The 18,860-nt window shown below is 47.6% G+C and carries 29 protein-coding genes; 26 read left to right on the top strand and 3 right to left on the bottom strand.

From position 1 onward, the window contains the following. The first annotated feature begins 471 nt into the window (after nucleotides 1-471). On the top strand, nucleotides 472-1,770 hold the full coding sequence (locus AC3ITG_RS29300; RefSeq protein ID WP_489252117.1) for a DEAD/DEAH box helicase family protein: 1,299 nt from the start codon (nucleotides 472-474) through the stop codon (nucleotides 1,768-1,770). Here the strand turns inward: AC3ITG_RS29300 and AC3ITG_RS29295 are convergent. From AC3ITG_RS29295 to AC3ITG_RS29285, 3 genes are all read right to left on the bottom strand, one after another. Continuing rightward, nucleotides 1,690-3,174, bottom strand: coding sequence for a recombinase family protein (locus AC3ITG_RS29295; RefSeq protein ID WP_489252116.1), 1,485 nt, complete (start codon nucleotides 3,172-3,174; stop codon nucleotides 1,690-1,692). The genes AC3ITG_RS29300 and AC3ITG_RS29295 overlap by 81 nt on opposite strands. 3 nt (nucleotides 3,175-3,177) lie before the next feature. Continuing rightward, nucleotides 3,178-3,795 carry an ImmA/IrrE family metallo-endopeptidase gene (locus AC3ITG_RS29290; RefSeq protein WP_489252115.1) on the bottom strand — a complete coding sequence of 206 codons (618 nt, stop codon included), beginning with the start codon at nucleotides 3,793-3,795 and terminating at the stop codon, nucleotides 3,178-3,180. Between the two features lie 96 nt (nucleotides 3,796-3,891). After that, a complete protein-coding gene (locus tag AC3ITG_RS29285) occupies nucleotides 3,892-4,230 on the bottom strand; it encodes a helix-turn-helix domain-containing protein (RefSeq protein ID WP_489252114.1) in 339 nt (112 codons plus the stop codon). A gap of 170 nt (nucleotides 4,231-4,400) precedes the next feature. Between AC3ITG_RS29285 and AC3ITG_RS29280 the strand changes: the two genes are divergently transcribed. The 25 genes from AC3ITG_RS29280 to AC3ITG_RS29160 all read left to right on the top strand — a co-directional run bounded on the left by AC3ITG_RS29280 (nucleotide 4,401) and on the right by AC3ITG_RS29160 (nucleotide 18,826). Then, the gene (locus AC3ITG_RS29280; RefSeq protein WP_489252113.1) at nucleotides 4,401-4,628 is read left to right on the top strand and encodes a helix-turn-helix domain-containing protein; all 228 of its coding nucleotides are present in this window, start codon (nucleotides 4,401-4,403) and stop codon (nucleotides 4,626-4,628) included. 539 nt (nucleotides 4,629-5,167) lie between these two features. Continuing rightward, the gene (locus AC3ITG_RS29275) at nucleotides 5,168-5,416 is read left to right on the top strand and encodes a helix-turn-helix domain-containing protein (RefSeq protein ID WP_489252112.1); all 249 of its coding nucleotides are present in this window, start codon (nucleotides 5,168-5,170) and stop codon (nucleotides 5,414-5,416) included. 4 nt (nucleotides 5,417-5,420) lie between these two features. Continuing rightward, on the top strand, nucleotides 5,421-5,693 hold the full coding sequence (locus tag AC3ITG_RS29270; RefSeq protein ID WP_489252111.1) for a hypothetical protein: 273 nt from the start codon (nucleotides 5,421-5,423) through the stop codon (nucleotides 5,691-5,693). Next, nucleotides 5,690-5,914 carry a hypothetical protein gene (locus tag AC3ITG_RS29265; RefSeq protein WP_489252110.1) on the top strand — a complete coding sequence of 75 codons (225 nt, stop codon included), beginning with the start codon at nucleotides 5,690-5,692 and terminating at the stop codon, nucleotides 5,912-5,914. The genes AC3ITG_RS29270 and AC3ITG_RS29265 overlap by 4 nt, the downstream gene beginning before the upstream one ends. Nucleotides 5,915-5,999: 85 nt before the next feature. Next, nucleotides 6,000-6,239: a hypothetical protein gene (locus AC3ITG_RS29260; protein WP_489252109.1), complete on the top strand. Its 240-nt coding sequence runs from the start codon at nucleotides 6,000-6,002 to the stop codon at nucleotides 6,237-6,239. Between the two features lie 91 nt (nucleotides 6,240-6,330). Beyond that, the gene (locus AC3ITG_RS29255; RefSeq protein ID WP_489252108.1) at nucleotides 6,331-6,534 is read left to right on the top strand and encodes a hypothetical protein; all 204 of its coding nucleotides are present in this window, start codon (nucleotides 6,331-6,333) and stop codon (nucleotides 6,532-6,534) included. Then, nucleotides 6,531-8,522, top strand: coding sequence for an ATP-binding protein (locus AC3ITG_RS29250; RefSeq protein ID WP_489252107.1), 1,992 nt, complete (start codon nucleotides 6,531-6,533; stop codon nucleotides 8,520-8,522). Before AC3ITG_RS29255 ends, AC3ITG_RS29250 begins: the two co-directional genes overlap by 4 nt. Continuing rightward, nucleotides 8,523-9,560, top strand: coding sequence for a recombinase RecT (locus tag AC3ITG_RS29245; protein WP_489252106.1), 1,038 nt, complete (start codon nucleotides 8,523-8,525; stop codon nucleotides 9,558-9,560). Then, a complete protein-coding gene (locus AC3ITG_RS29240; protein ID WP_489252105.1) occupies nucleotides 9,560-10,267 on the top strand; it encodes an MBL fold metallo-hydrolase in 708 nt (235 codons plus the stop codon). Before AC3ITG_RS29245 ends, AC3ITG_RS29240 begins: the two co-directional genes overlap by 1 nt. Before the next feature lie 5 nt (nucleotides 10,268-10,272). Then, a complete protein-coding gene (locus AC3ITG_RS29235; protein WP_489252104.1) occupies nucleotides 10,273-10,461 on the top strand; it encodes a hypothetical protein in 189 nt (62 codons plus the stop codon). Nucleotides 10,462-10,463: 2 nt separating this feature from the next. Further along, nucleotides 10,464-10,661: a hypothetical protein gene (locus AC3ITG_RS29230; protein ID WP_489252103.1), complete on the top strand. Its 198-nt coding sequence runs from the start codon at nucleotides 10,464-10,466 to the stop codon at nucleotides 10,659-10,661. A 22-nt stretch (nucleotides 10,662-10,683) separates the two neighbouring features. Continuing rightward, a complete protein-coding gene (locus AC3ITG_RS29225) occupies nucleotides 10,684-11,640 on the top strand; it encodes a hypothetical protein (RefSeq protein WP_489252102.1) in 957 nt (318 codons plus the stop codon). Then, nucleotides 11,627-11,968: a replicative helicase loader/inhibitor gene (locus AC3ITG_RS29220; protein ID WP_489252101.1), complete on the top strand. Its 342-nt coding sequence runs from the start codon at nucleotides 11,627-11,629 to the stop codon at nucleotides 11,966-11,968. The genes AC3ITG_RS29225 and AC3ITG_RS29220 overlap by 14 nt, the downstream gene beginning before the upstream one ends. After that, nucleotides 11,940-13,361: a replicative DNA helicase gene (gene dnaB, locus AC3ITG_RS29215; RefSeq protein ID WP_489252100.1), complete on the top strand. Its 1,422-nt coding sequence runs from the start codon at nucleotides 11,940-11,942 to the stop codon at nucleotides 13,359-13,361. Before AC3ITG_RS29220 ends, dnaB begins: the two co-directional genes overlap by 29 nt. A 12-nt stretch (nucleotides 13,362-13,373) precedes the next feature. Beyond that, complete coding sequence (locus AC3ITG_RS29210; RefSeq protein WP_489252099.1) at nucleotides 13,374-13,532, top strand: DUF6906 family protein; 159 nt, start codon at nucleotides 13,374-13,376, stop codon at nucleotides 13,530-13,532. A gap of 53 nt (nucleotides 13,533-13,585) precedes the next feature. Beyond that, on the top strand, nucleotides 13,586-13,720 hold the full coding sequence (locus AC3ITG_RS29205) for a hypothetical protein (protein WP_275078626.1): 135 nt from the start codon (nucleotides 13,586-13,588) through the stop codon (nucleotides 13,718-13,720). Beyond that, nucleotides 13,708-13,866: a hypothetical protein gene (locus AC3ITG_RS29200; RefSeq protein ID WP_489252098.1), complete on the top strand. Its 159-nt coding sequence runs from the start codon at nucleotides 13,708-13,710 to the stop codon at nucleotides 13,864-13,866. The genes AC3ITG_RS29205 and AC3ITG_RS29200 overlap by 13 nt, the downstream gene beginning before the upstream one ends. Continuing rightward, nucleotides 13,863-14,282 carry a RusA family crossover junction endodeoxyribonuclease gene (locus tag AC3ITG_RS29195; RefSeq protein ID WP_489252097.1) on the top strand — a complete coding sequence of 140 codons (420 nt, stop codon included), beginning with the start codon at nucleotides 13,863-13,865 and terminating at the stop codon, nucleotides 14,280-14,282. Before AC3ITG_RS29200 ends, AC3ITG_RS29195 begins: the two co-directional genes overlap by 4 nt. A 21-nt stretch (nucleotides 14,283-14,303) precedes the next feature. Beyond that, nucleotides 14,304-15,167, top strand: coding sequence for a hypothetical protein (locus tag AC3ITG_RS29190; protein ID WP_489252096.1), 864 nt, complete (start codon nucleotides 14,304-14,306; stop codon nucleotides 15,165-15,167). Nucleotides 15,168-15,275: 108 nt separating this feature from the next. Further along, the gene (locus tag AC3ITG_RS29185) at nucleotides 15,276-15,716 is read left to right on the top strand and encodes a DUF5348 domain-containing protein (RefSeq protein WP_489252095.1); all 441 of its coding nucleotides are present in this window, start codon (nucleotides 15,276-15,278) and stop codon (nucleotides 15,714-15,716) included. 15 nt (nucleotides 15,717-15,731) lie between these two features. Next, the gene (locus tag AC3ITG_RS29180; RefSeq protein ID WP_489252094.1) at nucleotides 15,732-17,654 is read left to right on the top strand and encodes a DNA cytosine methyltransferase; all 1,923 of its coding nucleotides are present in this window, start codon (nucleotides 15,732-15,734) and stop codon (nucleotides 17,652-17,654) included. A 12-nt stretch (nucleotides 17,655-17,666) separates the two neighbouring features. Next, a complete protein-coding gene (locus AC3ITG_RS29175) occupies nucleotides 17,667-17,915 on the top strand; it encodes a hypothetical protein (protein ID WP_489252093.1) in 249 nt (82 codons plus the stop codon). Between the two features lie 17 nt (nucleotides 17,916-17,932). Continuing rightward, entirely contained in the window at nucleotides 17,933-18,112 is a 180-nt protein-coding gene (locus tag AC3ITG_RS29170) for a hypothetical protein (RefSeq protein ID WP_063564847.1), read from the top strand. Nucleotides 18,113-18,114: 2 nt separating this feature from the next. Beyond that, on the top strand, nucleotides 18,115-18,240 hold the full coding sequence (locus AC3ITG_RS29165) for a hypothetical protein (RefSeq protein WP_489252092.1): 126 nt from the start codon (nucleotides 18,115-18,117) through the stop codon (nucleotides 18,238-18,240). A 94-nt stretch (nucleotides 18,241-18,334) separates the two neighbouring features. Then, nucleotides 18,335-18,826 carry a hypothetical protein gene (locus tag AC3ITG_RS29160; RefSeq protein WP_489252091.1) on the top strand — a complete coding sequence of 164 codons (492 nt, stop codon included), beginning with the start codon at nucleotides 18,335-18,337 and terminating at the stop codon, nucleotides 18,824-18,826. Nucleotides 18,827-18,860 lie beyond the last annotated feature (34 nt).

Genomic DNA, 18,860 nt, shown 5'->3' with positions numbered 1-18,860 from the left:
ATGAGGTCATGCCAGTTTGCCAAAATAAGCATAAATTTCATCATGTTTGAGGTTAAAGATTACAGCTTATGCTGTAGTCTTTTTTTGTCATTGTAGCCAAGCTTGCTGTTAAATTAATTATGGGTTTTTATGCAATCTATGGTTATTGTCCCTGTTGGATCCTTCTAGGGATCGCAGCACGAACCTTTTTGAAATCAGAACTCTTAAGTTAAAAGTATAGACGATGCAGATTGGAAAAAGTTTCGCATGATCAAAGAAAGATTATCGCTACTCATTGAATGGGTAAAATGATCGTAACGATTGCTTTTGGAAGCTACACGACTTGTGGGACAACTGCATAATTGATATAGTGATAATACAAATGGATAGTGAATAAATGAGATATGGACATGAAGCACATGCTCCGACGACTAGTCGGTTGGCATGTGCTTTTTTGCGTTTCGGGACATGGAGAATGAGGGAGGAGAGCAGATGAAGGTTGGGTTGTATGTGTGCCGAGTGAGAGAAGAGTGGAAGATGGTGCTGTCACTGGATGTCCGAGTGGATGTGGCGTGGTGGCTTGAGGGGGTGAGCGGACAGCGGGTGTTGCGATGGTTAATGTTAGGCAGGGAGTTACCTTTAAGTCAGGCCTCGTGGATGGTAGAGAATTTTGAGATGGAGCGAGGTATGGATCAATGGGGAGAGGGTTATTGGCAGGCGTATATGCAGCGCAAACTGGAAGAGTACGAGCGGGCCTCCGGGGACCTGGAGGCTAGGGGAGAGATGGCAGGCAATGTAGGGATTGGCGCTGAAAGAGGTGCGGAGGTGGGCGGGATGCCAGAGCCGTATCCCGCCGGGGAGTGGGCTCAGCTGGAGCGGGGCGCGGCCCTGCTGGCTGAGCGGCTTCGCGGCCGCCAATTGCTGGCGGCCGAGGCAGAGGCGATGCTGGCGGACACGTCGCCGCAGCTTGCCTCGGTTTGGCGCGCGGCTGCACAGCTCGCGCACCTGCGTGGGCGGCTGATCATAGCAGCCGCCCTGGAAGGGCCTGCCACGCGGCGGCAACGCCTCGCGTGGCTTGGTCGCGCGCACAGCGCGCCCCGCTGCCGCCGATGCGGCAGCTTTGCTGGGCAGCGTGTGCCCTGCGCTGCCTGCGGCCTGGCGGCGTGCGCCTACTGCGAGGCTTGCCTCGCGCTGGGGCGCAGCCGTGCCTGTGCGCTGCTGCTGCGTAGCGCAGCGCCATGGGCCGTGCCACGCGGTGCATCGCAGCGTGGCACGGCCGTTGCCCCCACCGTGGGCGGACTTGCCCGGTGGGGGCTGAGCCCTGCGCAGAGCGCGGCAGCAGCCGCGGCGCTGGCGTTTTTGGCCCAGCCATCCGCAGGGGATGGGCCGGGGCGGTTTTTGCTGTGGGCAGTGACCGGAGCCGGCAAAACCGAGATGATATTCCCTTTGCTCCAATACATATTGGAGCGCGGTGGACGAGCTCTTGTCGCAACGCCGCGCCGGGATGTCGTGCTGGAGCTTGCCCCTCGTCTAGCGAAGGCGTTCCCTGACATCTCACTCGCTACGCTATACGGAGGCAGCACCGAGCGCTGGAAAGACGCACAGCTCACACTCGCGACCACGCACCAACTGATGCGTTTTTACCAGGCATTCGATCTGGTCATTATCGATGAGCTCGACGCATTACCGAGGATGTCAATTTACACACGATTAATTATAAATCACGTTTTTTATCTCTGCAGGAATGAATTGACCTTTACGTCCATGGGCCTTCTCAACTTCAGTATATAGCTCAATTTCTTTAAACATTTCGCGAATGAGCTCGCTTTTTTCCTTGTCGTTAATAACAGCCCATAGATCTGGAAGCTCAAACAACATATCTAAGGGTTCGGATTGTTCGGTTTTCTCTTCTGGGAAGCTTTTCAATTGCTCCATAACAAATGACTCGTTTTGGCGCTCATCTGCATTATGAGTCCGAAGCTCTTGTTCATCTATTAAATCGTCGGCATACATGCGCTGCCACTTTTTACGCCGTTCCTTGATTCTCTCCAATTCTTTTTTTAAAATGCTCCGTTGATCCGTCGATGGGTTAACGGCAGTCTTCTGTGATGTATTTTCTTTTATTTGGCCGTGATCCAAAGCAATGTCTTCGATCCACTCCATCACTAGTTTTTCAACCAGCTCTTGTCTGAACATTGGCATGGTGCAACCTTTGCCTATCTGACGATTAACGCAGATATATGATAAGATTTTATTGTAGCTGCCATCCTGTCTTTTGTTTTGGTGATACCTACCGCTCATTTTTGATCCGCACCGGGCGCATTTGAGGACTCCAGCGAACCAATACTCTCTGACCTTACTAAAACCAGTGAATGACCTACGTTCCATTTCCGCTTTGTGTTCTTCATATTCCTCCCAGGTGAAGATCTTGTCCTGATCGGAGTCTTGGTAAATGAGATCTACGACACCTTCTTTTTTTCGGCTCGCGTATTTCCCATTAGCTTTTTTCGCGCCATATCGTATTTTGCCAGCATAATAAGGGCTATCGAGAATATACCACGTAGAGAATGAGCTCCACTTAAATCCTCGTCTGGACAATCCCATTTCATTTAGTTTGATAGATACTGCTTTTATTCCTAAACCATCCATGTAAAAATCACGCAACAATCTAATGATATCTCTCTCTTCAGGGATGATAGTTTTAGCGTCCTTCTCATATCCAAAGGGAATTGGCCCTCCAGGTCTTCTGCCCTCCATTACCATTTGTTCCATACCCATACGGACTCGCTCAGCGGTGTTTTCTCGTTCCCATTGGGCTATATCCGCAACCAGACGGATAAAAAGCCTGCCTGTAGCCGTTCTTGTCTCAAAAGATTCTGTACATGACTGGAACTTAACAGAATGCCTCTCGAAGAGTTTTAGAAGCTGATCGCAGTCCGTTGAAGAACGTGTCATACGGTCTAGTTTATAAACCAAAACAACATCGAAAAGTTCCTTCTCAACGTCCTTGATCATTCGTTCCATCTCAGGGCGTTTCAAGTCCTTTGCTGACCATCCGTCATCAATGTACACTTCTGCAATCTCCCAATCTTGAGAGTCGGCATATGCGAGCAGCCGACGCTTTTGGGCTTCTATAGAAAATCCTTCATTTGCCTGTTCATCTGTGCTCACACGAATATATATAGCTGCCTTCATTATTCAACCTCCTAGTTGGTTTTTTAGCTGGTTTAATAGGCGGTTTGTTTCATATGATGATTGTTTAGGAGAGGATTGACGATAGAAGCTCACAGCTATCTGAACTTTAGATTTCATAAATTCAACATCTTCACGGTAAGTATGATATTCTTCGTGCAACCTGGAGGCAATTTGTTCAACTCGATCAGCTGCTAGTGCTATTGGTACTCTGAATTCTTCTGCCAATAAACCAATATATTCACTCCAAGTCATTTCTAAGGGGGTAGGGAGGAGGTAATATGGCATCGATGCGATCAATCTGAAGTTCCATGCCTGGATCTCTTGAAGATCCACAAATAGCTCTGGCATATCGTCTTGATGTCCTTCGTGACGAACAATATGTGCAAGTTCATGGAAAAAGTCAGACCTTTGTTCCGAAGCTGCCTGGTTTTTATTTAAAAAGATCACACTTCCATATTCCTCCCAATGAGACTTGGGCCTGCCATTGTAATAAATTACATCTGCTCCCCATAATGCAGCAATTTGGTCAATATCCAGTTCATGCGGATGATTTATGTCTAAAGTCTGATATAAATCGCAAATCAACAGTTCTGTATCTGTCGGTTCATAGTATGGAAGCATAATCCCATTCTCCTCGATATTTAAGTACATATGTTCGGTTGTTTCCTTAAAAGAAAAGCCCTGAAGGGCTCAAATGTATTTATAAGTAGTTTTGTGTCATTGACCATTTTTCTCTCTCTGTTTCCTCTTCATTTCTCTCCAAGCTTGAATTGCCGCGTCAGCAACTTCTTTTTCTTCTTCAGTCCATCCCTTACCACCATCCATATAAGCACTGCCGCCAGACGGAGCTTTAGAAACGGAACGTCCTAAAATGTAATCTGATGATACTTCGAAAAAATCGGCAAAGACATTTATTTCTTCATCTTCTAGTGGCCTTTTACCAGATTCAATTCTTGATAAAACGCTATTGCTCATACCAATTCGTTCAGCAAACTCAAGCTGACTTAAGCCTTTTTCTTCACGTAGTTTTTTTATACGTTCACCTGAAACAGACAAAGGAATAGCACTTCCTCTCTTTCTAAAACAGCAAAGTAATTCTATCATTTTTCTGAAACAGAAAAAATATTATTGCTAAAATAGCAAAAATATTATTGACTTTGCTATTTTAGCAATGTAATATGTGAATTAAGAAGTTTGCTAAAACAGCAAAGAGAGAGGGTGGGAAAATGTTAAGGGAATTCAATCTTCTCTTCATTAAAAAAAGACGAAAAGAATTAGGTAAGACGCTGCAGGACATGGCTGATTCATTGGAAATGAAGAATGCTTCAACCTATATGAAATACGAAAATGGAGAGTATTCATTCAAGGCTGTTCACTTGCCGCTCCTCGCAAAGCAACTTGAATGTAACGTAGGAAATTTTTTTGCTCAAAACTTTGCTGAAACAGCAAAGTAATTGAATTAGAAACTAACTATTTCATATTTCTTAAAAATAATGAGGTGGGCTGAATGGGAAAACCCAAAACAATGACGGAAGAAGCATGGCAACGAACACATATGCGAGCTGCTCGTTTATATGTGAAATATTACAAGCAACTCAAGAAGCATATGGATCTAAAAATTAAAGTTTCATAGGAGGTCATTCCTGTGCCATTCTACTGGATCAAATCTACATCACGAGCGTGCTTCATCGCTGCTGTTGTAACCAGAGTAGGTGTTGGTGGTATGACAGTTGATCAAGCAATCGATCACACGCTTTCCCTTGAACGCCAGGCAAAGAACGTTCACCTTATCTCCAAGCGAGAGCTCAAGTCCTTAAAGCGGGACAGTGAAGCGGAGCTCAAGAGGATAAAGGAAACCCGCCGAGCGGTAGCGGCTGCCGGCGGGCGGTGAGGGGATATGAAAGAGTCAAGGTAGCTCTTGCAATAATCATATTACGTTGTTACGAGCATTTCTATTCCAGATTGGAATATTCCGGGGAGGAGGTGAAAGAGTTTGAAGTTTGGAGCGATCATGCAGGCTTGCCGGCAAAGGGCAGGGTTTTCGCAGGAAGAAATGGCTGACAAGCTCCATAGAACACAAGCCTGTGTCAGCAAATTCGAGAACGATCATAAAATCCCGGACTTACCTACCATGATGCAATGGGGTGAGGTAACCGGCACGAGAGAAGTGATCATCGCTTTTCTGTATGGAATGGACGGGATTAACATCATGCAAAATCTAATGAGTCTAATTGGAGGGTAAGCGAATGTCACGTGAACAATTGGTAGCTGAAGCGCTACAGGTTGGAAAACATTCTTTACATAACTTGAAAATGATCCGTAAACAACCGGACAAAATGTTGCCTGGGAAGATGAATGATGCAGAGGAATATCTTAACCGTATGATGCGGTTCGCGGAAGTAGAAATGAAAAATGCCCGCCTGGCAGGGCGGACACTTGGTTTGAGAACTCGACTAAAGTCTCTTCTGCTGCTCATTTTAACCGCTCCTTCTAGTAAACGCAAGGGGGAATCGGTATGAGTGAGAACATTGCACGTCAGATCATCGATAACTACGTCGCAACTACCTTGGCTTTAAGAGCAAGCAGTAAGGCTCCACCGACTGATGATAACACGGATACTTACAGATCCGAACGGCTGGATATCTTTATCCGATGGGAGAATGCGAAGTTAAGCCTTCAGGAGTTGCCGTTGGAATTCAAGATTCAAGCGATTGAAGCAATCGATCAAATTACCGCCTGATGAGCCCGCAGCGGTGCGGACGAAACCTAGCCCTTTGGGGCGATGGTCGCGGGAAACCGCAGTACATATGAAAGGAGGACATGCAGTGCAAATCATTCATCGACTTACCGTTGTCAGCAATCCGACCAGAGTCTTTGAGGTTGGGACCGAGATTGACGGAAGTGAGGTCATTGAAATCAAGCAAGTTGGTTCAGACTTCGAGGACCATATTCATTCAGAATATTATGTGCTTGACCAAAATGGCCGTCTGATTACGAGTGTAGAAAATGCGCCTGTGATCGTCGATTACAAGCAAATTGTGGAGCACGATGAAAACGAAAAATGACCGCGTGCAGGCGGTCATCTGATCTTTCAAAACTAAATATGGATACACGGTCATCTTACCATGGGTGGCTGTTCCAAACAAGGAGGACGTTATGAGTAGAACGACTGCTATTACTGTCGACTTATCCGCTCAAACCATTGACGCTGCTGTTAAGCCAGCACTGCATTACACACCTGCAATCCTTTCCGTCTCGGGTTCATTTGGTTCTGTTGAGCTAATGGCTGATGACGATCAACTTGCGGCTGTAGCGGATGCAATTAGCCAGCACTTCAAATCAAAGGAGAAGAGCGCATGAGACAAATTACTTTGACCTCCCTGACCCTTCGCAATTTCAAAGGGTTACGGGATTTTGTATTGGAAGCTGACGGTCGTAGTGTTTCTGCTTACGGTGACAATGCCACAGGCAAAACAACCTTGTTCGATGGATTCGTATGGACGCTGTTCGGTAAAGACAGCCAAAATCGCACGGACTTTGAAATCAAAGGTCTGGACGAAGCTGGGAAAGTTGCTGAACACGGCCTGCAGCATGAGGTTGAAGCAATCCTGATGGTTGACCGTCGCCGCCGCTCCTTCAAAAAAGTGTTTGCCGAGAAGTGGACGCGTAAGCGGGGACAAGCAGCGGCAGAATTTGGTGGTCACACAACAGATTATTACGTCGATGGCGTACCAGTTAAGCAAGGGCAGTACAAGGCCGAAGTCGATGGGCTGATCAGTGAGGACATATTCAAACTCCTGACAAGTCCTTCTTACTTTAACGAGATTCTTAAACCAGATGCTCGCCGAAAAGTTTTGATGGAGGTATGCGGTGAGATGACGGATGCCGAAATCATTGCAGGCAATAAGCAATTGGCACCGCTGGCCAACATCCTGGGAGATCGTAGCCTTGAGGATCACCGCAAAGTGATTGCAGCCCGTCGGACTGAGATTAACAAAGAGCTAGATAAGATTCCGGTTCGCATCGATGAAGCTCGCCGGAGCATGCCGGACGTATCCGATCTGGACGCTGAACTGCTTCAGGAGGACATCGAAACGATGCGCGGCAGGGTGGATACCAAGACAGCCGAACTTCAACGGATTCAATCCGGTGGTGAATTGTCGGCTAAGGAGATACGCTTGCGTGAAATCAATGCGGAGCTGGCCGAAATCAAGCAAGTGATTCAGGCAGATAGCTTGCAGGCAGTTGCTGATCAACGTGGATGGGTCATGCAACTAAAAGGCGAATCTAGTGAACTACAATCCCGGTTGAACGCGGGACAACGCGAGGCAGAACGTTATAAAGGACAGATCAATCGTATTGATAGCCAAGTTAAAAGGCTGCGGGCTGAATGGACGTCACTTGATAGCCTTCAGTATCCGGTTCACGAACACGAACATGATGCCAATTGCCCAACATGCGGGCAAGCACTTCCGGATGATCAAGTACAGTCTGCTCAGGATAAAGCCCTTGAAGCCTTTAATCTGGACAAGTCCAAACGTCTTGAAGCAATAAGTGCTGACGGTAAACTTGCAGCTGCTGAGAAGAACGACCTTGAAAATGCATTGAAAGCACTTGAAGGCGAGTTGACCAATCTGCAGGACGAAATTGCTTCAAAGGCTGCAGAAGTCATGGCAGCAGAAGCGACCCTGCAAAGCCTGCAAACCAACATTGCTGATCCTGCTGACAATACCAAGTATCAATCCATTCAACGAGATGGAGATCAAGTCCGTGCTGAAATCGAGCAGCTACGTTTTTCTGCTGCAGATGCTATGGGCAAAGTACAAGCTGAAATCCGAATCCTTCGCGGTCAGGTTGACGACCTGGAAGCGGACAAAGCGAAGCTGACGACTGTTGCGGCTACTGAAAAACGTATTGCTGAGCTGGCCGAAGAGGAACGCAAGCTCAGTTCTGAATTTGAGAAATTGGAACATGAGTTATTCCTTACCGAAGAGTTCACACGGACGAAGGTTAGCATGTTGGAATCCAAGATCAATAGCAAATTCAAGCATGCACGATTCCGGTTGTTCGAAGAACAGATCAATGGTGGTCTGAAGGACGTTTGCAAGACATTGTTCAACGGTGTGCCTTATGAGGGCGGTTTGAACAACGCTGCTCGTATCAATGTTGGCTTGGACATCATCAACACGCTGGGACAGCATTACGGGTTCAGCGCTCCGATCTTCGTAGACAATGCCGAAGCCGTAACGCAGCTCATCGATACAGATGCACAAGTGATCCGACTTGTGGTATCTGAAGGCGACAAGAAGCTTCGCTTAGAACAAAACGACATCCAGGAGGCGATTTAATTGAGTACAGAAAAACAACAAGCTCCCCAGCCAGGGGAGCAAGCACTAACTAAAGCAGAGCCCACACAGTCTGAACGATTCATGACCAAAGTCATTTCCGAGTTTGGTTCAAGTGTTGGTGAGGTTGCTCTTACCAACTTCCAAAAGCGTCTTGCACAGAATTACTTCATTGCTTTGGACGCAGTGTTGAAGACTGCTGAAGAAAAACGTATGAAGAAGGCTGAAAGATATCGTGATCCTGTTCCCTTGGCTTGGGCGAATGTAAACATGGACAAATTGTCTCGCGATGTTGTTGCTTATGCTCGAATTGGATTCGATCCAGCTCAGGCAAATCATATAAATCTGATTCCTTTCAAAAATAACAATACAGGGAAGTATGACATTGCCTTTATTGAAGGATATCGCGGGCTTGAACTTAAATCCGTGAAATATGGTTTGGAAGTTCCTGACCACGTAACGGTTGAACTAGTGTATTCCAATGATTACTTTGCACCTATTAAGAAAGATGCTAATAACCCGCATGAAAGTTATGAATTTCAAATAAAAAATCCGTTTGATCGGGGCAAGATTCTCGGAGGATTTTATTTTCATTCATTCATTAAAACTCCTGAAAAAAACAAATTGGTCATGATGACACTCAAGGAAATTGAGAAGAGAAAGCCTGATCATGCCAGCGCAGAGTTCTGGGGCGGTGAGAAAGACAAGTGGGAGAACGGCCAGAAAGTCGGCAAGGAGAAGGTAGAAGGTTGGTACGACAAAATGTGTTGGAAGACTGTTTATCGAGCTGCCCATAACGACATCACCATAGACAGTCAAAAGATCGATGATGATTACTTGCGTCTTAAACAAATTGAGAGTGACCAAGCAGAGGCTGAGGTTTCAGAGGAAATCAGAGCTAATGCGAATCGCGACGTTATCGATGTTACCCCGCCACACCTGAATGATGTTCCTAACGACAATCAACCTTCAGGTGATGGACAGCCTGAAATGACTTTCGGTGATGAAGAACCTTCCGATGTAACCGGACCTGGATTCTGATGATAGAGATTACTTCCCTCGGCTCCAGCAGCGCGGGTAACGCCTATCGGATTACGGACGGGAAAACCCCGCTTCTGCTGGACGCAGGGCTTCGGTATAAGGACATTCAGCGCGGCCTTGCCTTCCGTGTGTCGGAGCTGGCTGGATGCCTTGTGAGTCATGATCATGGCGACCATAGTACCGCTATCAAGGATCTGATCAAGGCAGGCGTGAACATTTACACCAGTTCCGGTACCGCAGATGCATTGCGGATAGACAGCCACCGTGTGTATCGCATATCTGCCCTTGAGCCGTTCACGATTGGTACATGGTCGATTCTACCGTTTGACGTACAGCATGATGCCGCGGAGCCTTTGGGCTTCCTTCTCGCTAATACAGCGGGGGAAAAGCTCCTGTTTGCAACGGATACCTATTACATCAAGCATCGTTTCACAGGTTTAACTCACATTATGGTGGAGTGCAATTATTCCATTCAGATACTCAATCAAAATATTGCCGCTGGCCACGTGCCGGCGGTTCTCAAAAATCGTTTACTCAGGTCTCACTTTTCGCTCGAGAACGTGAAGGAATTCATTCGAGCGAATGACATGCGGCGTGTGCAAGAGATTCACTTGCTTCACTTGTCAGACAACAACAGCGACGAAGCACTGTTCAAACGAGAGATAGCAGCACTGACAGGCAAGTTGGTATATGTAGCGGGTAGGTGATCGATATGAACGATCTGTCAGGCAAGCCTGTCCTTCGCAGTATGATGGGCGAACGGATCTGGCGGTTGTATGACACGGATAAGGCGGCATTTCAGAAGGAAACTATCGCTTACTTCCAACGAGGTTACCCGGACTGGATGGTGCGTAAGGTTAAATACCCACATGTGTTTTTAGAAGACAGAAGGGGGCAGTGAGGATGGCAAAAGTGAAAGAACTATCTGTTGGGGCAACTTTCACTAAGAACTTGGGCAATTATCAAAGCCTGAAGGTAGAGGCGAATGTAACAGTGCATTTGGAAACCGGCGATGACCCGGATACGATCTACGCTGAAGCATGGGAAAGAGTGCAAGAACAAGTACGCAAAGGATTGGCTAACAAGGCTGATACAAAATAATTAGTTACAGGGGATGAACGGCATGCCAGAAGGCAGTTACCCGTTTCCGATCTACTCCGGCATCTTGGAGCCAGACCACTACAAGAACATAGGCAACGCGATATGGCTTTTCCTCTGGTGCATCAGTTCAACTACGAAGGAGATTGAGGAGGAGGAAACTGTCTGGGGCATTGTCCTCGGCGGCAAGCCAATGAAGCTGTCTGAGATAGCCGGTTATTTCGGAGTCAATGACAAAACCGTCAGTCGTTGGCTGGATGCATTAGAACAGCATCATTACATCAACGTGACCAGGGCACCAAGAGGGTTGATCCTGAAGGTTCGAAACTCCAAAAAGAGATCAGACAAATATGTCCGATCAGTCGAAAGTGATAAGACAAATATGTCCGATCATAATCACCGTGATAAGACAATATTGTCCGATCAGTCGCCAAGTGATCAGACAGAAATGTCCGATCACACAGCTAATTCGGGTAGTGATCGGACAAAACTGTCCGATCTAAAAGATATTACTACTATTACTACTACAACTACTACTAGTGAAGATTCATGGGATGACATATTGAATCCTGTTCCATCCGGAGACGGTGGAATGATTGAAATATTAAATGCTTATTGCGAGATGCATAACAAATTGGATTTTAACGTTTCTCCAAAAGAACGTTTAGCCATGGGTAAGATGGTCGCCGGAGGTACGCCTAGCCCTTTTACCATCCAAACTATGGCAAGCCTGCTTCAGGCAAAACGCATTCGTGAGGGAAACAGCTTCAAGCTTCCCAAGAGTTTTTTATACTACGTCGAAGGCATCGAGGAAGCTTGGAAAATTCATCAAGCACCGGAACAGCAGCCATTTAAACCTGTTTTGGTTCCAAACACACAAGAGACAGCGGCCACTCAGCCGCGCAGGTTAAACCGTCAACAGCAAAAGAGAGAGAATCTAAAGCAGAGACTGAGAGAGGAGGAAGCCCGTGGAAAGAGCTGATGTCCTTAGGTTGTTTGTCGTGATAACCGATGAATATCCGAATTTTGATGACAGTGACGAGAACGTGGATCGCCATCTCAAGGCGCTGAAAGATTTCCCTTTTGATACGGCTGTACAAAACGTTGAACGGCACATCGAGACAAACAGTTTTTACCCCAAGATCTCTGAGATACGAGGTTTTGCTGCTGATCAGGCTACGAGAGAACGGGAGCTGGAGGCAACCAGAGCGTACCTAGATCAACGAGAAGCTAACCGGGCAAAGGCAACACTGCCCCCCGCAGGATGGAAGGATGGTTTACTTGCAAAACTTCGTACTACCAGGGATTGATCTGCCACAAAACATTGAGACCGAACAAGCCATATTGGGTGCGGCACTTATCGATGTCGAAATGGCTGAAGAAATTGCCACTAAACTTGATTCAGATGAATTCTTCAGCGCAAAGCATCGCTTGATTTTTCAATCACTCGTGGAACTGGCAGAGAATCAGGAACCTGTTGATTTGGTAACAGTGGTCGGGAGACTCAAAGACAAGGGTGAGCTAGATGATATTGGCGGTGTAACTTATCTTTCCGAATTGGCAGGTTCAGTTCCAAAGGCGTCCAGCGTTGATCACTATAATCAGTACATCCATCAGCTGAAAGATACCGCGATTCGTCGGGATTTCATCCGGACAAGCATGCTGCAGATTCAACAAGCTGCGGCAGGGACTGAGGTTCCAAAACTTTTGGCTAGTGCTCATCAAACTAACGCGAAATTAGCAGACAGAGCGGCACCTGAACAAGACTTCAAGCCGATTCAAACGGTGCTGGTCGAATTTGTAGAAACCACCGAAACCAAAGCAACCAATTTGAAAAATGGAATTGTCACTGGCTTGCAGACTGGTTTCGCTGACCTTGACGGCATTACGGGCGGTCTACAAAAGACGGATCTCATTATCGTTGCAGCGCGCCCTTCGGTCGGGAAGACTGCTTTTGCGCTCAACCTCGCGCAGAACGTGGCGATTAAAACGGATGAGACTGTAGCGATTTTCAGTTTGGAGATGTCCGCGGGTCAGTTGGTGCAGCGGATGGTCAGTGCAGAAGGTAACTTGAATGCCAGTGTGATGAAGAGCGGGGATTTGATGGATCAAGACTGGACAACCCTGGCAGATGCGGTTGGCACATTGGGTGCAACTAATATTTTCATCGATGATTCACCGGGCATAACGGTTCAAGACATTTGTTCCAAATGCCGCAGACTCAAAAAGGAAAAGGGTCTTGGGCTGATCGTCATCGATTACCTGCAGCTGATTGAGGTGACCGGACGTTCTAAAGCTGGCGAGAACCGGCAGCAGGAAGTTTCCCTTATCTCTCGGACATTGAAACAATTAGCCAAAGAAATGGATGCTCCTATTGTTGCCCTCTCCCAGCTCAGCCGGGCAGTAGAACAACGTCAGGACAAACGTCCGATGATGAGTGATCTTCGCGAATCGGGTTCCATCGAGCAAGATGCCGACATCGTATCGTTCTTGTACCGGGACGACTACTACAACCAGGATTCGGAGAAGAAAAACATCATTGAAATCATCATAGGGAAGCAGCGGAATGGTCCTGTCGGTACTGTGGAGCTGGTCTTCCTGAAACAATTTAATAAATTTGTGAATTATCAACGCACTCATAACGATTCATTCGGGCCTAAACCGCCACAACCAAACGATATAGAACAACGCCAATGGGCATAAGGAGGAATGGCCATGAAGCAAGGGAAACGGCCTACAAAACGGCAGAAAATTGAGATTAAGGCTAATGGCTTGAATGCAGAGAACTGGTTGGTTGAAAGGGATTTGCCAGAACAAATGGTCATTGTTCATCGCTTCTCAGGTAAGCCAAGAACTATTCGGCGGGGAGCATGATGGGCAGTCCTTATACCAGATGGTCCGTGTCAGAGTACATGAGGCATCGATTCATGAACACGGGACAAGTTCCTGATCAGGACGAGCTGCAGGCGGAATTCGCGGGGATTGATCAAACTGAGCTCCATGAAGGGATCGCTGAGTTTGATGCAATTGTCGGAACTGGAGGTGCAGCATGCGAAAGCTGATTGATCCGCACCATCAGACACATCTGAGTTACACCGTACGCGGTGACGATGGCCGCAAACTGGCTGAGGTGTTTGTCATTAAGCGGGACATGTTGCCAGCAAGGCAGCGGCGTAAGGAAACTATGAAAGGACGGCGGCGCACATGATCACTTTCACGGTATATGGGGAACCGGTGGCGCAGGGGCGACCCCGGGCTTCCACGCAAGGCGGGTTCGTGAGAATGTACGACCCTGAGAAATCGAAGGATTACAAGGATTATGTCCGACTGGCTGCCGCCGAACATGCACCCAGTGCATTGTTGGAAGGGCCGCTCGGAATGATGCTGACAGTGTACAGGTCAATTCCTAAATCCTTCAGCAAGAAGAAAGCAGCATTGGCTGAGGTCGGGGAGATCCGGCCAGTCAGCAAGCCAGACGTGGACAATTACCTGAAAGGCGTAAAGGATGCACTTAAAGGAATCGTCTGGAAGGATGACAGTCAAGTGGTTGAAGTGTTTGCTCAGAAGCGATACAGTTCCCGACCGCGTATCGAAGTGAAAATCAAGGACTTATCAAAATCATAAAATTCGAGGAGATGAATGATCATGGCAAATGATTTCGCAAAATTTATGGCAACGACGGACAAGAAAATTGTATTCGGTGATAAGGATGTTGAGCTGAAGCTGACAATTCCTCACAAGGTGGCGCAGCAAAACCTTCAATTCCTGACAGGCTGCTTGAACAAAGAGATTCACGTCATTCTGGGAGATCCGCAAGCCGCATTTGATTTCGATGACGAAGAACGTGATGATATGTACCGCAAATGGAATGGCCACCGCGTGACCACTGATCAGTCTGGTGTAGTTACTAAGATTGAAAAGCCAGGAGATGAACCCGAGCAGGACGAGAACCAAGCTCAGATGTTTGGTCCAAATGGCGAACCGATTCAGCCACAGGAGCCGACCGGAGATGTGCAAGAATCGGAGAATGAGAACGAACAGTCTACTGTTACGCCAACAGATGGTGAAGATCCAGGTACCGATCCAAATGATCCATACGGTGATAACGATGATATTCCGGACTGGATGAAGGAAGGTGGGGATGACCAATCCGGATCGAAGGAAATGGACTTCTCTTCCGAGGAATCGCAAGGTGATGAGCAGCCAGCAGATCAACAGCAGGAAGAGAAGCAAGATCCGCCTGCAGGTGAAAAAGATAGTGCCCCTGCTGAGATCGGTAAGGAAGAACTTGAGCTGTTCATCCTCAATCAACGGCCAATCTTTGATGATATCAAGTTCGCTGATGGTCCTGCTGATTTCCCTGCACTCCTTCAGCAACGGAAGGTAGAGGGCAAGACATGGTTGGAAATCTCAAAAGAAATGAACATTCCAAGTTCGCAGATAAGCTCCAAGTTCAACGCCTACAAAAAGCGCGTCACTAAAATGATGCAGGATGGCGTAGCAGTCTGAGCATCATTCATATAGCAGCACCCCCCGGTCGATCGTTGGCCGGGGTGACCAGCTGCATGCGTTAAACGGAACATATGATCTCAAATTGAACACGAAAGGGCGATAAATATGAGCAAATCAATGAAAAATCAAATCAAAGCTGAACTGGAGAAGTTGCTTCCTGGCATTGAAAAAGTGACTCGTATGATCCATGACGCTGAAGAAGAATGGACTGAACACTATGGTCACAATATTCCGGAAGAACAGTATCTGCGGGTCATGTTCTATCGGATTTCCAACGATCTGAAAAATGGGGAGCAGTTGATTAAACGCACGTTTACTGAAGTCGACGACGAGGGTGTGCTTTATAAACAATCCGATGGGAGATACGGCTTTGGACATCATTCGTTCTACTCTGGCAGTCAATTGGAGTATTTGGACAATGATGAAGACTACGGTCGACGTTGGGTACATTCCCACATCGATCATAAAGATGGTGACTATTGCATGCGAGGGACCAAAACACCGTTGGAAGGTATGCGGGTTCGGATCAAGCGGGTTCCACGCTAAAGAAGGAGAGATCACATGGGAGCATTGCTTAACAACGTTGAGTACAAAACGTCCGCCTTCCTGTTTGCTGGAGTCGGTGGAGCCACAGCGGGCGCTATGCGTAGCCAAGCTGAGTATGGCGGCAAGCTGTACAAGTTCAAGGTTCTGTGTGCGATTGATTCCGATCCGGTGGCCTGTCGCAATCACGATCTGATCACTGGCGAGGAAACATCAGTCTGCATGGACTTATTCGAACGATGGCAATACGAAGCTTGGCATGGGCACGAGCCACCAAAGGATTGGCAAGAGGTTACAGCTTGGGACGTATGGCAGGCATTCAAGGAGCAAGTCCCGTTTTTCTTGTTCCTTAGCCCTCCATGTAAAGGACTGAGCGGACTTCTGCCAGCAAGTAAAGCTGCATCCGATAAATACCAAGCTCTCAACTATTTAACGGTTCATGGACTGGAACTTACGTTGCGGGCATGCCTTGAATATGGCGGATCGGTACCGGCAGTCATCCAGTTGGAGAACGTGCCGCGGATCACCAGTAGAGGAAAACCACTTCTGGCCAAGATCAAGAAGCTTCTTAGAAAACATGGGTATGCGGTAAGCATTCGTCCGGATCATAACCTTGGGGAAATCGGTGGGCTTGGTCAAAACCGTGTGCGTTTCCTCATTCTGGCCAGACACGAGGCGCAGATGCCGAACGTCATTTACTATCCGTTTAAAAAGTCATTGCGTTCTATTGGTAATGTGCTGGCCGACCTACCAGAACCGGGAGACATCGTTGCGGGCGGTCCGTTGCATAAGCTTCCGCAGCTTTGGTGGAAAACGTGGATGCGGTTGGCTCTCATTCCTGCAGGTGGCGACTGGCGTGATCTGAATAAGGTGGATTGGGAAAATCTTCGAGTGGTTCACGAGCCACGCCGTGGCGCTTACGAGGTGGCCGACTGGGATAAGCCTAGCAGAGCAGTCACCAGTACGGCAGGACCTGGACGAAGCAATGGGGTAACTGCAATATCCGATCCGCGTCTGCAGATCAATGGGGATGGAAAAACGAATCTGTTCCGCGTTCAGCTCAGCGAAGACCCAGCGACGTGCATTACCGGCGCTGCTGGACCAAATCAGGGAGCGACCAATATCTCCGACCCTAACCTCACCAACAGGGAAGGGCGACATCCAGGAGTGTACCGGATTGTTCCTGCAGATGAACCAGCTCCATGCGTGACGGGTACCCGCTTTGGATCAGGAGCCATTGCAGTCGCTGATCCGCGGGTTAACACCAAACTGCATCCAGATAGCTATGGAGTGCAGGACTGGGACGCTACAGCCAAAACGGTTCGCTCAGCAAACCGCATTATGCAGTCTGCTGGCAGCGTGTCAGATCCACGGGTACCGGATAGACCAGGGCGATACACCGACCAGTTCCGTATGCAATCTACGGATGGGCCTGCAGCAACGGTAACAGGATCAACGGACGTGCAAAACGGTGCGCAGCTCATTGCTGACCCTCGGATTAAGAACGGCCCGCGCGCAGATACGATGGGTGTTCAAGACTGGAATACAACAGCTAAAACAGTGACTGGAAGTATGGATGTTCATGCCGGCGCTGCAGCAGTTGCAGATCCAAGGATACCTTCTGATAAAGAACAAGGGGTTTGGATGATTATTGCCCCTGATGGTACTTGGCACCGACCGCTCACCACGTATGAGCTGGCTATGATTCAGAGTTTCGCAACGCACCTTCCGGACGGACGACCGTTCCAACTGGTTGATTGCTCGGATGCAAAGGCACGGGAGTACATCGGAAACGCCGTACCACCCGATGCCCAGGAGGAAATGGGCAACGTCATTCTGTTGGCTGCTGCGAGAGCCGAGGCAGGGCTGACTTTCGAACTGAGTTGGGATCCGATCTGGGTTGCTCCGGTACCAGAGGAGATCCCGGCAATCATTCATTAGGAGGATTAGGACATGGCGATATCTCCAAAGGCAATTCAGTTGATTGACCGCGCTTTAAATCCGCTGATCCAATCAGGATGTCGCATTGATAAGATTAAAATGGTCGTTGCAGCAGGGACCGAGATTGCTGGTCATGATTGTATTCAGACGGATTCCGGAGTCTTGAGGGTTGAGCCAAACAATCTTGTACCGCGTGGACGTGCTTACTTAATAGAAGAGAGATATAGAGGCTTCGCTTGGGTCACAAGTACAAAGCAGTAATTAGGGAGGGTGATTTCATGACAGACTATCAGAAAGTAAAGTCGGAAGTGTGGACACAGGAGCGAATAGCGGAACACCTGAAAGCAATTGGTGCTGAATATCCCCCGGAGCCTCCCAAGAAGGGAGTAAAGAGTGTTACGGCTCCACAACAGCGCAACGGTAGCCAGAAGTATTACAAGCGAGGAGGTGAGTGGTAGGTTTGGATAGAGATTATAGAGCATTGCTTCTCCGATACGGTTATCCGGAAGAATTGGTAAGCGGTTGGACTTCAGATGATTGTGAAGCGGAGTGGATGCAATTTTGCAGTAAGGTCATCCCAGAATAACGAAAAGACCCCCAAATCCTTGGCCGGGCCGGGGGTCAATTCAAATAGTAAATTCAATCCTCTTGACATTATAACATAAAGGGGATTGAGGGGAATGGCGATGGTATGGGGTCAAGGGGAGCTCTTTGCAAAAGCAACGAAGCAAGAAGTTAAACAAATGGAATACTATCTGGGTAAATTTAAAGCTATGCAATTGTTCATGAGTGACTTTGAAATCTTTGAGAAAGAGATGGCCCAGGTTGCTATTGATGGGGAAGCAGCCCGCCGGATCGATCAAGAGGATTTACATGCAGATAAAACAGCCAATGCTGTAATTCTGATGGATAAACAGAAATGGATTTATGGACAGTATAAACTCTTTACTGTCATGATTCTCAGAGCCCACAACCAGATTCTTGATGATGAGGTTAAGGAAGCAATTGATATTCGGTTCCTGCAGGGATACAGCAGAAAAGAAACAATTATGTTCATGCGTCGTGGCGTGGCTCATAGTACGGTAGACCGTCGTATCGATGAGGGCATTCAAACGATTGCCAATACACTGAAGCTTATGGGTTTTTTCGAAGTGGTGGCAAGGGAATTCTGATGACGAACCGGGATATTTCGGGTTATGTTGAAGA

It is taken from the genome of Paenibacillus sp. GL_099_B, from assembly GCF_057835695.1.
Note: the sequence above shows the minus strand (reverse complement) of the source record. Positions and strands in the feature narration are given on the sequence as shown.

What these genes read in the sequence shown, in the direction of transcription:
- AC3ITG_RS29300 (WP_489252117.1), top strand. Translation starts at nt 472, where the DNA reads ATGAAGGTTGGGTTGTATGTGTGCCGAGTGAGAGAAGAGTGGAAGATG.
- AC3ITG_RS29295 (WP_489252116.1), bottom strand. Translation starts at nt 3,174, where the DNA reads ATGAAGGCAGCTATATATATTCGTGTGAGCACAGATGAACAGGCAAAT.
- AC3ITG_RS29290 (WP_489252115.1), bottom strand. Translation starts at nt 3,795, where the DNA reads ATGCTTCCATACTATGAACCGACAGATACAGAACTGTTGATTTGCGAT.
- AC3ITG_RS29280 (WP_489252113.1), top strand. Translation starts at nt 4,401, where the DNA reads ATGTTAAGGGAATTCAATCTTCTCTTCATTAAAAAAAGACGAAAAGAA.
- AC3ITG_RS29270 (WP_489252111.1), top strand. Translation starts at nt 5,421, where the DNA reads ATGTCACGTGAACAATTGGTAGCTGAAGCGCTACAGGTTGGAAAACAT.
- AC3ITG_RS29265 (WP_489252110.1), top strand. Translation starts at nt 5,690, where the DNA reads ATGAGTGAGAACATTGCACGTCAGATCATCGATAACTACGTCGCAACT.
- AC3ITG_RS29255 (WP_489252108.1), top strand. Translation starts at nt 6,331, where the DNA reads ATGAGTAGAACGACTGCTATTACTGTCGACTTATCCGCTCAAACCATT.
- AC3ITG_RS29250 (WP_489252107.1), top strand. Translation starts at nt 6,531, where the DNA reads ATGAGACAAATTACTTTGACCTCCCTGACCCTTCGCAATTTCAAAGGG.
- AC3ITG_RS29240 (WP_489252105.1), top strand. Translation starts at nt 9,560, where the DNA reads ATGATAGAGATTACTTCCCTCGGCTCCAGCAGCGCGGGTAACGCCTAT.
- AC3ITG_RS29235 (WP_489252104.1), top strand. Translation starts at nt 10,273, where the DNA reads ATGAACGATCTGTCAGGCAAGCCTGTCCTTCGCAGTATGATGGGCGAA.
- AC3ITG_RS29230 (WP_489252103.1), top strand. Translation starts at nt 10,464, where the DNA reads ATGGCAAAAGTGAAAGAACTATCTGTTGGGGCAACTTTCACTAAGAAC.
- AC3ITG_RS29225 (WP_489252102.1), top strand. Translation starts at nt 10,684, where the DNA reads ATGCCAGAAGGCAGTTACCCGTTTCCGATCTACTCCGGCATCTTGGAG.
- AC3ITG_RS29210 (WP_489252099.1), top strand. Translation starts at nt 13,374, where the DNA reads ATGAAGCAAGGGAAACGGCCTACAAAACGGCAGAAAATTGAGATTAAG.
- AC3ITG_RS29205 (WP_275078626.1), top strand. Translation starts at nt 13,586, where the DNA reads ATGAACACGGGACAAGTTCCTGATCAGGACGAGCTGCAGGCGGAATTC.
- AC3ITG_RS29200 (WP_489252098.1), top strand. Translation starts at nt 13,708, where the DNA reads ATGCGAAAGCTGATTGATCCGCACCATCAGACACATCTGAGTTACACC.
- AC3ITG_RS29195 (WP_489252097.1), top strand. Translation starts at nt 13,863, where the DNA reads ATGATCACTTTCACGGTATATGGGGAACCGGTGGCGCAGGGGCGACCC.
- AC3ITG_RS29190 (WP_489252096.1), top strand. Translation starts at nt 14,304, where the DNA reads ATGGCAAATGATTTCGCAAAATTTATGGCAACGACGGACAAGAAAATT.
- AC3ITG_RS29185 (WP_489252095.1), top strand. Translation starts at nt 15,276, where the DNA reads ATGAGCAAATCAATGAAAAATCAAATCAAAGCTGAACTGGAGAAGTTG.
- AC3ITG_RS29180 (WP_489252094.1), top strand. Translation starts at nt 15,732, where the DNA reads ATGGGAGCATTGCTTAACAACGTTGAGTACAAAACGTCCGCCTTCCTG.
- AC3ITG_RS29175 (WP_489252093.1), top strand. Translation starts at nt 17,667, where the DNA reads ATGGCGATATCTCCAAAGGCAATTCAGTTGATTGACCGCGCTTTAAAT.
- AC3ITG_RS29170 (WP_063564847.1), top strand. Translation starts at nt 17,933, where the DNA reads ATGACAGACTATCAGAAAGTAAAGTCGGAAGTGTGGACACAGGAGCGA.
- AC3ITG_RS29160 (WP_489252091.1), top strand. Translation starts at nt 18,335, where the DNA reads ATGGCGATGGTATGGGGTCAAGGGGAGCTCTTTGCAAAAGCAACGAAG.